The sequence below is a fragment of the Rhizorhabdus antheiae genome, assembly GCF_049889055.1.
Taxonomy (GTDB): domain Bacteria; phylum Pseudomonadota; class Alphaproteobacteria; order Sphingomonadales; family Sphingomonadaceae; genus Rhizorhabdus.
In genome coordinates, this window is sequence record NZ_JBLTWO010000016.1 from 12,690 (window position 1) to 28,999 (window position 16,310).

General features: G+C 62.6%; 11 protein-coding genes, 1 pseudogene and 1 CRISPR repeat array. Of the genes and pseudogenes, 6 read left to right on the forward strand and 6 right to left on the reverse strand.

Translation table 11 applies throughout. The features are described from left to right. Positions 1-139: 139 nt before the first annotated feature. On the forward strand, positions 140-2,077 hold the full coding sequence (gene acs, locus ACNI3R_RS19735) for an acetate--CoA ligase (RefSeq protein WP_426186723.1): 1,938 nt from the start codon (positions 140-142) through the stop codon (positions 2,075-2,077). 55 nt (positions 2,078-2,132) lie between these two features. Next, positions 2,133-2,660, forward strand: a complete 528-nt coding sequence (locus tag ACNI3R_RS19740) for a cytochrome b (RefSeq protein ID WP_426186726.1) — start codon at positions 2,133-2,135, stop codon at positions 2,658-2,660. Between the two features lie 54 nt (positions 2,661-2,714). Then, positions 2,715-5,712: a CRISPR direct-repeat array (repeat unit 36 nt; unit sequence GTTGCGGCTGGACCGCGATTTCTGAAATGCTATGAC). A gap of 72 nt (positions 5,713-5,784) precedes the next feature. On the opposite strand, the gene cas2 is transcribed toward ACNI3R_RS19740, so the two are convergent. The 4 genes and pseudogenes from cas2 to ACNI3R_RS19760 form a co-directional block, all read right to left on the reverse strand. After that, on the reverse strand, positions 5,785-6,114 hold the full coding sequence (cas2, locus tag ACNI3R_RS19745) for a CRISPR-associated endonuclease Cas2 (RefSeq protein ID WP_426186729.1): 330 nt from the start codon (positions 6,112-6,114) through the stop codon (positions 5,785-5,787). Further along, on the reverse strand, positions 6,111-7,043 hold the full coding sequence (cas1, locus tag ACNI3R_RS19750) for a type II CRISPR-associated endonuclease Cas1 (RefSeq protein ID WP_426186732.1): 933 nt from the start codon (positions 7,041-7,043) through the stop codon (positions 6,111-6,113). Before cas1 ends, cas2 begins: the two co-directional genes overlap by 4 nt. Positions 7,044-7,089: 46 nt before the next feature. After that, complete coding sequence (cas9, locus tag ACNI3R_RS19755; protein WP_426186735.1) at positions 7,090-10,320, reverse strand: type II CRISPR RNA-guided endonuclease Cas9; 3,231 nt, start codon at positions 10,318-10,320, stop codon at positions 7,090-7,092. A 100-nt stretch (positions 10,321-10,420) separates the two neighbouring features. Next, a pseudogene (locus tag ACNI3R_RS19760) lies at positions 10,421-10,504 on the reverse strand (hypothetical protein); the annotation flags it as partial. Positions 10,505-10,815: 311 nt separating this feature from the next. Between ACNI3R_RS19760 and rplJ the strand changes: the two are divergent. Beyond that, on the forward strand, positions 10,816-11,331 hold the full coding sequence (gene rplJ, locus ACNI3R_RS19765) for a 50S ribosomal protein L10 (RefSeq protein ID WP_426186738.1): 516 nt from the start codon (positions 10,816-10,818) through the stop codon (positions 11,329-11,331). Positions 11,332-11,391: 60 nt separating this feature from the next. Then, a complete protein-coding gene (gene rplL / locus ACNI3R_RS19770; protein ID WP_426186741.1) occupies positions 11,392-11,763 on the forward strand; it encodes a 50S ribosomal protein L7/L12 in 372 nt (123 codons plus the stop codon). A gap of 97 nt (positions 11,764-11,860) precedes the next feature. Here the strand turns inward: rplL and ACNI3R_RS19775 are convergent, their stop codons facing one another. Together ACNI3R_RS19775 and ACNI3R_RS19780 are read right to left on the reverse strand one after the other, a co-directional pair. Further along, positions 11,861-13,933, reverse strand: a complete 2,073-nt coding sequence (locus ACNI3R_RS19775) for a catalase (RefSeq protein ID WP_426186744.1) — start codon at positions 13,931-13,933, stop codon at positions 11,861-11,863. Positions 13,934-14,018: 85 nt separating this feature from the next. Next, the gene (locus tag ACNI3R_RS19780) at positions 14,019-15,008 is read right to left on the reverse strand and encodes a L,D-transpeptidase (protein ID WP_426186747.1); all 990 of its coding nucleotides are present in this window, start codon (positions 15,006-15,008) and stop codon (positions 14,019-14,021) included. A gap of 132 nt (positions 15,009-15,140) precedes the next feature. Between ACNI3R_RS19780 and ACNI3R_RS19785 the strand changes: the two genes are divergently transcribed. Together ACNI3R_RS19785 and ACNI3R_RS19790 are read left to right on the forward strand one after the other, a co-directional pair. Then, positions 15,141-15,626 (forward strand): antitoxin Xre/MbcA/ParS toxin-binding domain-containing protein, encoded by a 486-nt coding sequence (locus ACNI3R_RS19785; RefSeq protein WP_426186750.1) that lies wholly within the window; start codon positions 15,141-15,143, stop codon positions 15,624-15,626. Continuing rightward, positions 15,623-16,126: an RES family NAD+ phosphorylase gene (locus tag ACNI3R_RS19790; RefSeq protein WP_426186753.1), complete on the forward strand. Its 504-nt coding sequence runs from the start codon at positions 15,623-15,625 to the stop codon at positions 16,124-16,126. Before ACNI3R_RS19785 ends, ACNI3R_RS19790 begins: the two co-directional genes overlap by 4 nt. Positions 16,127-16,310 lie beyond the last annotated feature (184 nt).

Genomic DNA, 16,310 nt, shown 5'->3' on the forward strand with positions numbered 1-16,310 from the left:
CGCAGCGCAACGAAACCGCGCGATGTGAAGCCCCAGCCGCACCGATTTGCGCAGGATCGAATCGCCATCGGCGCTTGAAGCCATAAGCAGGCTGCACCAATAGTCCCGGCCGACGATTCGAAGAACAGCGAGAGGGCGCATGACCGATCTTTACCCCGTTCCCGCCGAATGGGCCGCCAAGGCGAAGGTGACCAAGGCCTCCTATGCGGCGGACTATGCGCGGTCGATCGAAGACTCGCATATCTTCTGGCTGGAGCAGGCGAAGCGGCTCGACTGGGTGCGCTTTCCCACGAAGACCGATGAAAGCTCGTTCGACGAGGCCGATTTCCAGGTCCGCTGGTTCGCCGATGGCCAGCTCAACGTCGCCGCCAACTGCCTCGACCGGCACCTGGCCGAGCGTGGCGAGCAGACCGCGATCATCTGGGAACCCGACGTCCCGAACGAGGAGCCGCGCCGCTTCACCTATGCCCAGGTCCATGCAGAGGTATGCCGCTTCGCCAATGTGCTGAAGGCGCAGGGGGTGAAGAAGGGCGACCGCGTTACCGTCTATCTGCCGATGATCCCCGAGGCCGCCTTCGCGCTGCTCGCCTGCGCGCGGATCGGGGCGATCCATTCGGTCGTGTTCGGCGGCTTCTCGCCCGAGGCGCTGGCGGGCCGCATCCAGGATTGCGACAGCTCGGTCGTGATCACCGCCGATTGCGGTCGGCGCGGCGGCAAGCTGGTGCCGCTCAAGACCAATGTCGATGCGGCCGCCGCCCACGCCTCCAGCCTGGGCAAGGTGATCGTGATCCGCGCGACCGGCAGCGAGGTGCCGATGACCGCCGGGCGCGACGCCTGGTATCATGACCTGGCCGAAGGGGTGTCCGCCGACTGCCCGGCCGAGACGATGGACGCCGAGGATCCGCTGTTCATCCTCTACACCTCGGGTTCGACCGGCAAGCCGAAGGGCGTGCTTCACACGACCGGCGGCTATCTGCTCTGGGCCAGCCTGACGCACGAGATGTGCTTCGACTATCGTCCGGGGCAGATCTACTGGTGCGCGGCCGACATCGGCTGGGTCACCGGGCACAGCTATATCGTCTATGGTCCGCTCGCGAACGGCGCGACGACGCTGATGTACGAGGGCGTTCCCAACTGGCCCGACGCCAGCCGCATCTGGCAGGTGGTCGACCGCCACAAGGTCGAGATCGTCTTCACCGCCCCGACCGCGCTGCGCGCGCTGATGAAGGACGGGGACGAGTTCGTCACGCGCACCTCGCGCGCCTCGCTCAAGCTGCTCGGCACGGTCGGCGAGCCGATCAACCCCGAGGCATGGCGCTGGTATCACGACGTGGTCGGCGAAGGGCGCTGCCCGATCGTCGACACCTGGTGGCAGACCGAGACCGGCGCGGCGATGATCGCCCCGCTGCCCGGCGCGACCGACCTGAAGCCTGGCTCTGCGACCAAGCCGCTTTACGGCGTGGTGCCCGAGCTGGTCGATGCCGACGGCAAGCTGCTCGAAGGCGCGACCGACGGCAATCTGTGCATCACGCGCAGCTGGCCGGGGCAGATGCGCACGGTGTGGGGCGACCATGCGCGCTTCTTCCAGACTTACTTCTCCACCTATGCCGGCAAATATTTCACCGGCGACGGCTGCCGCCGCGATGCCGACGGCTATTATTGGATCACGGGCCGGGTCGACGACGTGATCAACGTATCGGGCCACCGCATGGGCACCGCGGAGGTCGAATCGGCGCTTGTCCTGCATGCCAAGGTGGCGGAGGCCGCTGTCGTCGGCTTCCCCCACGACATCAAGGGCCAGGGCATCTACGCCTATGTCACGCTGAATGCGGGCGAGGCGGCGAGCGAGGAACTGCGCAAGGCGCTGCGCGACTGGGTGCGGACCGAGATCGGCCCGATCGCCACCCCCGACGCGATCCAGTTCGCGCCCGGCCTGCCGAAGACGCGCAGCGGCAAGATCATGCGCCGCATCCTGCGCAAGATCGCCGAGGGCGATGTCTCTTCGCTGGGCGACACTTCGACCCTGGCCGATCCGGCGGTGGTCGACGATCTGGTTGCCAACCGGGTCAAAAGCTGATTCCTTCGGCGGCGGCGCGGCGTCCTGTCGCGCCCCCGACCCGGGAGAGACGCGCATGACCGATGCCCAGCTCCGTTACGACGCCGTTGCCCGCAGCCTCCACTGGACGATCGGCGCGCTGATCGTCGTCAATCTGATCATAGGGATCGGCCATGAGCCGCTGCGCCAGTTTCTGCCGGCAATGCCGTTCCATAAGGCGATAGGCATGACGGTCCTGGCGCTGAGCCTCGTCCGGCTCGGCTGGCGGCTGACCCACCCCGCCCCGCCCTTGCCCGCCAACATGGTGGGCTGGGAGAAGGTCGCAGCGCATGCGATACACTGGATATTCTATGGCCTTATGATCGCTCTGCCGATGACGGGCTGGATCTTCAGCTCGGCGAGCAAATATCCGATCAGCTGGTTTGGCCTGTTCGAGATCCCCAAACTCGCTGTCGAGAAGGGGTCAGCGCTCGCCGAGATTACGAATGAGGTCCACGAATTGCTCGGCTATGCTTGGATAGCGCTGCTCCTGATCCACGTCGGCGCTGCGCTGCGCCACCATTTCGTCCTGAAGGACGGCATGATGGGGCGGATCTGGGGGTGAGATACGCCAGCCCGTTGCTATGATTTTCAGGACGACTGATATGCTGATGGCGCTGTTGCGGCTGGACCGCGATTTCTGAAATGCTATGACCGAGGCGGTCCAGCGTCTTGCCGAGGATGGGTTGCGGCTGGACCGCGATTTCTGAAATGCTATGACAATCCCGAGGGGTTGGAAGGGCGGCCGAAGGTTGCGGCTGGACCGCGATTTCTGAAATGCTATGACCAAAGTTGGGCAGGGCCGGTCTCCGGACTGGTTGCGGCTGGACCGCGATTTCTGAAATGCTATGACAGCATGCGCACCCGCTGCTTCTGTCGGACAGTTGCGGCTGGACCGCGATTTCTGAAATGCTATGACCGGCGGCGTGGGCGGGCGCGACCCGGCCATGTTGCGGCTGGACCGCGATTTCTGAAATGCTATGACCAGCTCGTTCCTGATCTGCTCCAGTTCGTCGTTGCGGCTGGACCGCGATTTCTGAAATGCTATGACAGCTGCCGAATTCGCTTGGGTCGAGCCTGAGTTGCGGCTGGACCGCGATTTCTGAAATGCTATGACAATGTCATTTGGGACCCGTGTTGCGGTTCGGTTGCGGCTGGACCGCGATTTCTGAAATGCTATGACTCAACCTCTACACGGACGCGGGACTGGCTAGTTGCGGCTGGACCGCGATTTCTGAAATGCTATGACGTTGGCCGCACCGCTAAACTCGCCTGCGGTGTTGCGGCTGGACCGCGATTTCTGAAATGCTATGACCATTGAAATCGAAGCCGAGGTCCTGTGCGAGTTGCGGCTGGACCGCGATTTCTGAAATGCTATGACGTAACGCTGCAAGCGCGTCGTCGATCGCTTGTTGCGGCTGGACCGCGATTTCTGAAATGCTATGACTGCCGGTGCCGCCGCCAAAGGGCTGCACCAGTTGCGGCTGGACCGCGATTTCTGAAATGCTATGACATCGGCTTCGCCTTCTTCGCGGCGATGGCGGTTGCGGCTGGACCGCGATTTCTGAAATGCTATGACGGCGGAGGAGGGGGTTGGGAGCGCCGCGCGGTTGCGGCTGGACCGCGATTTCTGAAATGCTATGACGCAGAAGGCCTACACGCCGGAGCAGCTGAGTTGCGGCTGGACCGCGATTTCTGAAATGCTATGACTGCCAAGCCCCGGATCAGCGGCGACGACGAGTTGCGGCTGGACCGCGATTTCTGAAATGCTATGACTACCGGCGAACGAACCGAGCGCCAGCCGAGTTGCGGCTGGACCGCGATTTCTGAAATGCTATGACGTTCGGCTCATCCGGCTGCAGGACGGGGAGGTTGCGGCTGGACCGCGATTTCTGAAATGCTATGACCGATGATCCATTGGGACGTCTGCATCATCTGTTGCGGCTGGACCGCGATTTCTGAAATGCTATGACGCTGCGCGATGCGGGCGACATGCTGGCGCGTTGCGGCTGGACCGCGATTTCTGAAATGCTATGACAACAAGCTTTTCGATCACGTCAGCGTTCAAGTTGCGGCTGGACCGCGATTTCTGAAATGCTATGACCGACGAACCCCATGATGCACGCGACGAGGAGTTGCGGCTGGACCGCGATTTCTGAAATGCTATGACATGAGCCGGTCGGTGAAGCGCATCGCCAAGTTGCGGCTGGACCGCGATTTCTGAAATGCTATGACAATTTCAAATTACCACCTGTCGACGGCGCTGTTGCGGCTGGACCGCGATTTCTGAAATGCTATGACCAATGCTGTCAACGAAGCACATGAACTCGTGTTGCGGCTGGACCGCGATTTCTGAAATGCTATGACGCATGTGCCCCGCCCCGACGCTGACACCGGTTGCGGCTGGACCGCGATTTCTGAAATGCTATGACGCCCGCATTCAAGCATGCGGGCCATTATATGTTGCGGCTGGACCGCGATTTCTGAAATGCTATGACGCAAGCAGCCCAGCAAGGCTAGCCAACTCGGTTGCGGCTGGACCGCGATTTCTGAAATGCTATGACCCTGGACGGCTATACATTTCTTGCGGGTCAGTTGCGGCTGGACCGCGATTTCTGAAATGCTATGACCTGTAAGTCCTCCGGCCCCGCAGACTCAGGTTGCGGCTGGACCGCGATTTCTGAAATGCTATGACTTTCGCCGCCATGAAGCCGACGACCGCCGCGTTGCGGCTGGACCGCGATTTCTGAAATGCTATGACCAGGGGTTCGATACGTTCGGCCATGCCGCGTTGCGGCTGGACCGCGATTTCTGAAATGCTATGACACGGCGCCGGCGCGGCACGAGCGACCGGCCGTTGCGGCTGGACCGCGATTTCTGAAATGCTATGACGCGCTCGGCGGCGGTGCAATGCGGGGTGTCGTTGCGGCTGGACCGCGATTTCTGAAATGCTATGACCGACGCCGTGCGCGGCCTGCGCGAAGCGAAGTTGCGGCTGGACCGCGATTTCTGAAATGCTATGACGCGAACGGCTTCTTCCATTTCCAGTCGTTGGTTGCGGCTGGACCGCGATTTCTGAAATGCTATGACGGTCATGCGCCTCATGTTTGCCAAATGGCCGTTGCGGCTGGACCGCGATTTCTGAAATGCTATGACCGCCGACAATATGTTCCTGAAACAGTTTCAGGTTGCGGCTGGACCGCGATTTCTGAAATGCTATGACTTCGGCGGGCTGGGTTCGAGCGGGACAGTGTTGCGGCTGGACCGCGATTTCTGAAATGCTATGACTTCCGTTCCCATGTTCCCACTCGCGGCGGAGTTGCGGCTGGACCGCGATTTCTGAAATGCTATGACGCGGAAATACTCGATCTCGAAACCGGACACGTTGCGGCTGGACCGCGATTTCTGAAATGCTATGACCTCGATCGGTTCGTGCCCGATGGTGGGCAAGTTGCGGCTGGACCGCGATTTCTGAAATGCTATGACGATCGCGACCAGCTGGTCGACCATGTCTCGGTTGCGGCTGGACCGCGATTTCTGAAATGCTATGACCCTCATCCGCGACAACAGCAAGCCGAACCGTTGCGGCTGGACCGCGATTTCTGAAATGCTATGACTGATGGGTGTCTAACTGGTTGAAGTAAAACTGGAAAGACACCCGTCGGCTCTGGCTAATTTCAGCCGAAACCTCAAAACATGACGAACTGATCCGGATTTTTCCGTTGCAGTTGTCGGCGCTGGCTCGAGAAGCGGATGATGTTCTCATATTGCTTGTCCGTGAAATTGAGAATGTGGATTTCCCCGCGCTCGGGCAAATGCGCCTCGATCCGCCGGAGATAGGTCTCATACTGCTCCTTGCCGTTGCAGAAGCGAGCATAGATCGAGAACTGGCTCATCTCAAAGCCTTCATCGAGCAGAAATTCCCGGAATTTGGTCGCCTCGCGCGCACGTTCCTTCGTGTCGACGGGCAGGTCGAACATGACGAATATCCACATCAGCCGGTAGCCACTCAGATTCATGCTTCTGCCGCCACCGACCGACCAAGCGAGGCCCAGTCGAGCGGTTCCGGAGGATCGAATAGAGCAAGAGCCGATTTGCGCTCCTCGAAACTCCGGGCGAGCGATTGCGCAAGCCGCTGCGTCGCGACCGATACTGGCGACACCGCCCCGCCCAATCGCAGATCATAGCCGATCAGTCGTGCCAGGCTCTGCTTTGTGTCGGGAGTGACGGAATCCAGACCTTTGTCGATCATTCCGCGAACGAGCCCATCCACCAACGGGCGAAACGGCTCCACGAGATCGTCGGCGAGCGCGAATCCATTGAGCCGATTATGATGGTGCAGCCCGATTGCCGGGTGCAGCCCAGCCGCGATGATCGATCGGGCAACGCAGGATCGCATGATCGTGTAGCCGTAGTTCAGCAGAGCATTGGCGCCTTCCGCCTGCTGATCCCGACGGAAATCGCTACCCATCAAAGCAGGCCAGTATTTCCGGGCTGCCTGTGCCTCCAGATTGTCCGGATCGCCGGAACGTACGCGCCGCGCCATCATGGCCAGAGCATTGGCTTCGTCCCTCCCATAGGCAGCGAGCAGCGAGGCTTGCATCATGATCTTCGCCACAATGATCTTCTGCCACAGCTGCTTGAACATGGGGCGTGGCGCATCCCATTGCGCTCGCATCCGGCCGGCCTGCGCATGATGGCCATCGATTGGAGACATGATGGCCAGCGGTGCGTGGTTGGCGGCGCACATGACCATGATAGCGCCGCGTTCGGCCAGAGCGACGACCAGGCTCGTCGTCCAGGTAACGCCATGCGCATGGACGATGATCGCCTGAATATCATCGAGCGCCACCCGCCCCTGCTCCTGCCGATCAAGACTAACGATCAAAAATCCGCGATAAGCGGACAGGTGCAGATCATCCGTAGCAATATCGACGATGCGATCCATTGCAAGCCTTCCGAGATGAAAGCCTCAAATCATGGACAACTATAGACTAACGCGGGCCGGGATCAAAGATACGCCCGAGTTCGTCAATACGAACCTGCCGCGCCTTCAGCTTCTTGAGCCCTCCAGCCGTAGGCGAGGAATATTTGAACGGATCGATGTCATTAGGTTTCGAGTCCCGTTCCTTAAGCGGTCCTGCCTCCTGGTGGGCGGCGATCGTTATCTGCCCTCCCGCACCGAATTTGACGACGCGCATGATCTCTCTGGGCCGGCCATCCCGTTCGACGGCAATAAGGTCATTCTGGCGGAGGCTCATGATCTTCTTCGCCGCCGGGTGCGGCCTTTCAGGCTCAGAATCCCGCCGATGTGCGTCGAACATCGACACGACGGACGAGACCCATTTGCCATCCGGCATCCGCCAGACATCGAAGCGCGCATTCGCGTCACCCTTATAGCCCTTGTATTTGCGCCCCTCCCCGTCCGAGATCGGGATGACGTTCAGGCCTTCCCTCACCCTGACCCGGCGAATTCCGCGGAAGACGGAGTGCGTCTTCGAAAATGCCACGAGCGCCTTCTCGAATTCTTTCCCCGCCAGACCTTCGGTCGCGCCCCACAGAGCGTCCCGTAAGGCAGGATCAGCAATGCGCCCCGGATCGAGTATGTCGGCCGGCTTCAGGCCGAGCAGCGGCACGCGGTGAACGACAATAGGCAGGCCGCTCTCGCTTACCATTCCTGTGAGGCCATAGGCGGTGTCGTTATGGAGCCGGGCGGCCGTCGCATCGCGCCCCTTCTGTGGAACTCGCTTGCGACCATGATCCGCCTTGTGGCTGACGACCACGCGTCCGAGCGAGTCCCGCAAATCTTCGCGGAATGTCGCCCAGGGCCTGGGCAGATCGACAAACAGACGGTCCAGATTCTGATCCTCTGCTCTGCCCGCCGCCCTTGCGATCTCGTTCAGCAGCGAGCGCGAAGTCACGCCTACGACGGCGGCGTCAATTGCGTGATGACGATGATCGAGACGGTTCTTCGGCGCGCCGCTATGCGGGTTCTCGACATAATTGTGGTCGGGCAGCAGCTCATTCAGTCCCCACAAACGCCGCAGCATCGCCGTCATCCGACCGGGAATGACGTACACGCCCTTTGCCCCCTCTCCCGGCAGTCGGTCAGAAGGACGCTCGGGATAGAGGCTCGAAAGATAGGTGCGCGCCATGCGCGACAGATATTGCGTATCGGTCAATTGCCGGGCGATGAAGCCCCCATCCTTTTCGAAGCGCTCCATGGCATCCGGGGCAAAGCGCCATTGCTTGGACTTGTCGAGGCGCGCAACCTGCTCGGCGATGACGGCCCAGCGTTCGGTATGGCCCCAGGCCTCCCAAGGCGTCCTGTTTCCCTTCTCCCGGTTGCAGCTGCGATGTGCCACGACCTTGTTCGCGGCGCTGTCGTCAAAGGATCGCGAGAAGGGAATGATATGTTCGATTTCGGTTTCATCAGAGAACAGCGCCCGCTGGCCGATATGTCGGCCGCAGAAGGGGCAGCACCGATCAAGCGGGTTGGCCGGATTCAGGTCTTCCCACAATTTGAGCAAGGCACGGTTTGAGCCGCTGTCGCGCTGATCGCTCTCGAGCAATTTGCGCGATCGGGCTTCGGCCGCTCGCGTGTTGGCACCGATCTTTCGGTTATGCTCTGCCTTCTCCTTCTCGCTCAGCTTCAATTCTCGCGCCAGTTCGACCACGATCTCGTCGGGGCGACCATGTACCTTGATGATCGCATTCAGCAGGCGTCGCAGCTGGTTCAGGCCGATATGCACGGTGGGATTGGTGATCCTGCCCCAACGGGCCTCCTCGCCATCCTCCGGATCGAGCGATCCAGGGGGAATCTCGCGCGAGAGTATTTCGCCATAATAGGGCAGCTCGTCGAGAACTTCGCCGGTCCGAAAATCGCTATGCGACAGGCCGAGTGCGGCCTCCACCGCCTCATTGTAGGTCAGCGGACGACCGTCGATTACGCCATTCTTCAATGTGTCGAGGATCAACCGCGTTGCTGTCTCTCCCAGCCGGCCATGTCCTTCAGCTAGGCGTACGCGTCCGATCGCCTCGGCCTGCTCGGCTGTTACGCCATGTGTCGCCATCAGCCACTCATGAAGCCGGACAGGGTCTTCCTCTTCCGCCACGGCTTCTATGATGGACCACTGAACCCCCGGCTCGAAATGCATCCACCGCGAACCGAAGCATTTTTTGTCGCTGAACGACGCAGCGATTTCGTCGCCGACGAGCCCCGTTCGGTTTTCGCTGGCCTTGTTGAAGCTCTCGCCGTCGGCCAGCTTGATGAGCTTCCCAAGACCAGAGAAACTGGCCGTCTTCGCGGACCTCAGCTTAAGAATGATCTTGTCCCGCTGATCGAGCGTCAGCTTGCGCGATGGTGCACCCGCCCGAGCGATCTCAAGCTGGTTCACCTCTTCGTACAGACGTCGCTCCTGAAACAGCGGATGCGCCTTGGGCAAGCGCGGCTCCTCATGGAAGAAGGTGCAGCCACCCACCTTGGGAGCCTTCAGGGGCCGCTGGAAGAAGATAATCCGCCGCAGCCGGTCGCGGACGACGTCAGTCATCTGATCCGGATGATAGGCCGACTGTGAAGACCAGATGGCATCGAACTCGGCTTCCAGGTGGCGCCTTTCAGGGTAGAAATCATAGCCATCGCCTTCGACTCGCATACGCACGCGTAGCGCCGGAAGCCTGTTGGGATCCGTCGCCGCACCGGCCAGCATGAAGAGAAACTCCCCGTAAGTGCGCGCACCAGCCTGCTCGATCGCCGCGTCCAGCGCCTTGGCGCCGCCCGCGATCTTGCCGCCTTCCTTGTCATCGCCGGATTTGCGCTCCGCCTTCCGATTGGACTTGAAGCCGCGCCGCTGGTTGAGATGAAAAATCGCCCGCCCCACATGATGCAGACTCAACGGCCCATCCAGCGCCGCAGCGCGCAAAGCATAGGGGTCGATCCCGGCAAGCGCCTTGCCCTCCTGCGCATCGGCAGGCATGAGGCCGGTATCCGCCAGCGCATCGAGCAAGGCGGATCGACGGCGCAGATAGCGATCGCGCCGCCGCCGCATCGCCCGCGCATCTCGCCGGTCAACAGCCAGCGAAGCGCCCGACTTGGGATCGCGCCCATCGGAAAATATGCGAACGCCGATATCGCGGACCGCATCAGGTTTTCCCTGCGCATCAAGGCTGAAAAGGCACCAGCCGATGCTGTTCGTTCCTATATCCAAGCCTAGCCGGGTTGCCATGCATCACCCCCCTGTATTTCCTAGCGTAATTGGTATTCATCGACTTGACGAACGCAAGCGCCATGATATTCTGATGCTTCAGAAATCGCAGGTCTGGTTGTTAACAAGCAACTTGATTGCACCAAATAAGGTGGGGGCTACGGCCCCCACTTTTCGTTCGGGCTCTCTCGCCCCAACACCGAACGCATCAATCCTCCCTGCCCCCGCAGGACTCGACATCCCTTGCGCGATGCTCTAAGGGCCGCGCCTTCACGTTCCTGTCGGGTTTCGACCCGGTGGGGATTGTACCGTCCGAGACAGCAGGTGCGGGGGATTTGCCCCGCTTAATGTCCTGCCTAGACGGGGAAAAGTTTACCGGCCTCGTGCCGGGTCTGCCCAGCGCTCCCGCGCTCGGCCAGGCGACCGACCCCTCGGACGGGTCATGGAACGGCGTATCGGTTCCGTGACTCAGGGCCCCGGCGGATGTGCTGCCGGGGTGGTTCTAAGGAGTAAGGCATGGATCGAGCTCAAAAAGCCGAGCTGGTCGCCGAACTGAAGAGCAGCTTCGAGGCAACGAGCGTGGTGATCGTCACCCGCAACCTGGGCCTCACCGTCGCGCAGTCCACTGCGCTGCGTACGAAGATGCGCGAAGCCGGTGCCAGCTACAAGGTATCGAAGAACAAGCTCGCCCGCATTGCCGTCGAAGGCACGATCTACGAGACGATCCACGATCTTCTCGTCGGTCCGACCGCGCTGAGCACCTCCGTCGATCCCGTCGCACCCGCAAAGGTGATCGTGGATTTCGCGAAGACCAACGACAAGTTGGAAATCGTCGGCGGCGCTATGGGCGAGACCGTCCTCGACGTGGCTGGCGTGAAGGCGCTGGCCGAGCTGCCGTCGCTCGACGAACTGCGCGCCAAGATCGTGGGCCTGGTCCAGGCACCCGCGACCAAGGTGGTCCAGATCGTCCAGGCCCCGGCCGGCCAGCTGGCCCGGGTGTTCGGCGCTTATGCGGCGAAAGAAGACGCCTGAACTTTCGATATCGACTGACTGAAATATTCTGGGCCCGCGCGGCCCGCATGGAGACTTATCATGGCAGACCTGCAGAAGCTTGTTGACGATCTTTCGGCTCTCACCGTTCTCGAAGCCGCCGAGCTTTCGAAGCTCCTCGAAGAGAAGTGGGGCGTTTCGGCCGCCGCTGCCGTCGCAGTTGCGGCTCCCGCCGCTGCCGCCGCCCCGGCCGCCGAAGTCAAGGACGAGTTCGACGTGATCCTCACCGGCGACGGTGGCAAGAAGATCAACGTCATCAAGGAAGTCCGCGCCATCACCGGCCTGGGCCTGACCGAAGCCAAGGCGCTCGTCGAAGGCGCGCCGAAGGCCGTCAAGGAAGGCGTCAACAAGGAAGAGGCCGAGAAGGTCAAGAAGCAGCTCGAGGAAGCCGGCGCGACCGTCGAACTCAAGTAAGCTTCCTTCCGTCCATCGGACGGATCGATCCTACAGGAAGGGCGGCCCCTCGATCGGGGGGCCGCCCTTTCTTTTTGCGTCAGGTGCGCCCTGGCAGTCAGGCGAGCATGCGCACTTCAGGCTCGCGGGCGTAGAAGCGCTGCTGCGCCGCCGCGACGAAATTGTCGCCCAGCGCTGTCACGCCATCGCCCGGTTCGACCCCGGCCTTGTCGAGCAGCGGCTTCGCCGCGTCGCTGGCGCCGATCGCCTTCAAATGGCCGAAGGCGTCCATCACGAACTGCACCGCCGCCGCTTCCTTCACCAGCGCCTTGCAGCCCTCGTCCGACAGGATGACCGCCACCGCGTCGAACAGCTGGCTCGGCGTTCCGGCAAGCTGGCCGTCGGCCTTGCGCTTCGTCCCGTCGGCCAGCACCGCGCCACCGACCTTGGGCGAGACGAGCACCGCCTTGCCCTTCTCGGCCTCGATCGCCGCGACGACCGCGTCGATCTCCGCCCCGTCGCTGCCGTCGGCATAGAGGATGCCGACCACACGCCCTTCGAGCGTCGCCTTCATATTCTTGTGGATCGACAGCGCGTCGGAAGGCGCCATGTCGACCGGCTCGCGCGCGGCCACAGCTTTTTTCGGCAGATCGATGCCGAGCCCATCGGCGACCCGCTTCGCCAGGTCCTCGTCGACATTGCGCAGGTTCGCCACCATGCGCGGGGGCACCTGATCGAGCAGGCCGACCTTCGACAGTTCGAACACGAAGGAGGATGCGATATGCGCCTGCTCGCTCTCGGTCTGCGACCGGTAGAAGAGCCGCGCCTGGCTATAATGATCGGCGAACAGCTCGGCACGGACGCGCAGCTTTTCGCCCTGCTCGTCGGGCCCGGTCGCGGCGTCGGTGGTGACGAAGCCCCGCTCTGCGCTCTCACGCGGGCCGCCCTCCTCGCCATGAGCGGCGAGGCTGTTGGGCTCATAATTGGCGCGGCCCTTGGGGACCATCGTCTGCATCTTCCCGTCGCGCTGGAAATTGCCGAACGGGCAGCGCGGCGCGTTCACCGGGATCTGGTGGAAATTGGTCGTCCCCAGCCGCGAATTCTGCGTGTCGAGATAGCTGAACAGCCGCCCCTGCAGCAGCGGATCGTTGGAGAAGTCTATCCCCGGCACGACGTTGGACGGCAGGAAGGCGACCTGCTCGGTCTCCGCGAAGAAATTGTCGGGATTGCGATTGAGCGTCAGCGTGCCGATGATCCGGACGGGTACATCCTCCTCCGGGATCAGCTTGGTCGCGTCGAGCACGTCATAGGGCTGCGCCTCCGCAAAGGCCTCGTCGAACACCTGGATGCCCAGATCCCATTGCGGGAAGGCGCCGCTGTCGATCGCCTCCCACAGGTCGCGACGCTGAAAATCATTGTCGGCGGCCTGCAACTTCAACGCCTCGTCCCAGATCGTCGACTGCAGCCCCAGCCGCGGCTTCCAGTGAAATTTGACGAAACTCGCCTTGCCCTCGGCATTGACCAGCTTGAACGTATGCACTCCGAAGCCCTCCATCGTGCGGAAGGCGCGCGGCAGGGTGCGATCGGACATCGCCCACATCAGCATATGGGTCGTCTCGGGCATCAGGCTGGCCCAGTCCCAGAAGGTGTCGTGCGCGCTGCCGGCCTGCGGATAGGCACGGTCGGCCTCCATCTTCACCGAATGGACGAGGTCGGGGAACTTCATAGCATCCTGGATGAAGAAGACCGGGATGTTGTTGCCGACCAGATCCCAATTGCCCTCGCGGGTGTAGAATTTGACCGCGAAACCGCGCACGTCGCGCGGGGTGTCGACCGATCCGGCGCCGCCGGCGACGGTGGAGAAGCGGACGAACACCTCGGTCTGCTCGCCCTTGGCGAAGACCGCCGCCCTGCTCAGGTCGAAAATGTCGGCGGTCGCCTCGAACACGCCATGCGCGCCCGATCCGCGCGCATGGACGATCCGCTCGGGGATCCGCTCATGATCGAAATGGAAGATCTTCTCGCGCAGGACGAAGTCCTCGAGCAGGGTCGGCCCGCGCGCGCCCGACTTCAGGCTGTTCTGATTGTCGCTCACCAGCACGCCATGGTTGGTCGTCAGCACCGCCGCGTCGCCCGTTGCACGCTGGTGCGTTTCGCCACCGCTGCCGGTGGTGGTCTTCATATCGCTCATGGGGTGGTCCTCGCTCTTCGCTGTCTCAAGGGCCCAACGAAGCGGCGGACGAAAAGTCCCATGCGGCGCAACAAGCCTGAAGCCGCTATCTGTCGGTGGTCATCACCCGCATCGGCTTGCCCGCGCCGCCGCTGCGCAGCGTATCGGGGGTGACGACGACGGTGGTGCCGACGGTGACAACCGCAGCCATCGCCTTCTGGATGCCCACCGGCACGGTCAGCCGCGCGCGCTCGTCCGGGGTCACCTCGACCGGCCCCTCCAGCGTCTCGCCCGGCATCGGCAGCTTCATCCAGCGATAGAGTTCGCCGTCGATCGCGCCGAGCGTATAGGCGGTGGTGCCCGTCACGCTCCCCGCGATCTTCACCGGGGCCGAGCCGATCGGCACGCCGTTGCGCAGCACCAGCATCCGCCGGTCGGCCGCGCTGATCACGATCGACACCGGCCCGGTCGTCGCGCGCTCGGGCTGCCACAGCGTCCCGCCGAACAGGTCGGGCTCGGCCCGGCCGGGATCGGCGGACAGGATCGACGGCGTCGGCGCGAAGCGCGGCACATCGGCATCGGCGGTGACGATCACCGTCAGGCCGAGCTTCGTCACCTCATAGAGCTTCTGCGCGAAGCCCAGCGGCAGGCGGACGCAGCCATGCGAGGCCGGATAGCCGGGCAGATTGCCCGCATGCATCGCGATCCCGTCCCAGGTGAGACGCTGCATATAGGGCATCGGCGCGTCATTATAGAGGTTCGATTTATGCTCGACCTTCTTCTGGAGGACGGTGAAGACGCCGGTGGGGGTCTCATGCCCCTTCTTGCCGGTGGAGACGGTGGAGATGCCGATCGGCACCCCGTTGCGATAGGCATAGGCCCGCTGCCGGGCGATACTGACGACGATCACGACCGGCCCCTCGGGCGCGACCTGCGGCGCCCACAGAAACTGCCCCGGCTTCATGGCCTCGACCGTCTGGTGGACGGTGGCATCCTGCAGCGACGGCGGCGCCGCCGCCAGCGCGGGCGCGGCCAGCACGGGCAAGGCGACGAGCGCGGCCAGCGAAGCGGCGGCGGCGAAAAGACTTCTCGGCATCCATCCCCCTGTCAGGCACCCGGTGTGGGCGTTGGGCGAGATATAGTGAGGGCCGCGCCAGGGTTTAAGCCATTGCCCGACTTGAATATGCTGCTCGATTGAGCCATATCTCTGCTCAAAGGAGCAATTCCTATGACGGTCATGATGACTGGAGCGACGAGGCGCGGAGGCAAAACCTCGCCTCGCACACCTTTCGCCTACAAAGCACTTTATCGGGCGACGCCGCTCGACCGGATAGAAATGGTCAAGATCGGCGTGTCGGCCGTGGATGCAAAACGGCTGATCGGGTCGCTCGCCTATGATCAGGCCTTCTGGTTCGAGGCGCTGAATCTAAAGACAGCGACGGTCAACCGGAAGGCAAGCGCCAATCAGGCACTGTCGCCCGAAGATGGCGAACGTGTGATCGGTCTCGCCAAGCTCATCGGCCAAGTGGAAGCGATGGTCGAAGATAGCGGCGGCGATACGAAGTTCGACGTCGCCAGTTGGCTCGCGGCCTGGCTGCGCGAGCCACTGCCCGCGCTTGGGGGCGTTCGACCGATACATCTGCTCGACACAATGGAGGGCCAGGCACTGGTCGCCCAGATGCTGACGCAGGTGGAGAGCGGGGCGTATGCATGACGCGACTCGCCTGGCGGATCGCGACCGACACCCGACACTATGAGGCCGACGATCTTTCCGGCACGGGTGCTGAGCGAAGCGGCGGCCGCTGGAACGAGGCAGGGGTGCCCATGGTCTACGCCGCCAGCAACCGTGCGCTCGCCTGTCTGGAAACGATCGTCCACCTGAATGCCGGCGGCCTGCCGTTCAACCGCTATCTGGTGGAGATAGCGGTTCCCGATGTGCTTTGGGACGAGGCCATCGCCACGTCGCCAGAGATGCTGCCGGTCGGCTGGGAGGCGCTGCCGGCCGGCCGCGCCAGCATGACCTTCGGCACCCGATGGGCGACAGCCCGCACATCGGCTCTCCTCATCGTTCCGTCGGCCATCGTGCCCGAAGAATCGAACATTCTTCTCAACCCCCGCCACCCCGACGCACGACACGTCGTGGCGCGTAAGATTCGCCGCTGGACCTACGACCCCAGGCTGACGTCCGATCCGCCCGGACGCCAAGGCCAGTAGCGCCGCCCGAGCTCCCTGCCCCCGCCCCCTTCCCAAAGGGGTGCACTGCGACTATATGGCGCTCTTCATCACATCGGCATTTGCCTGGCGCTGACCGCGCGGGTGCCGCCCTTGGCCCTCCGGGACACGGATCGTCTGGCGAACGGTCCGCGACGAATTGGAGACGGTTTTCCAAGGGTTTCCA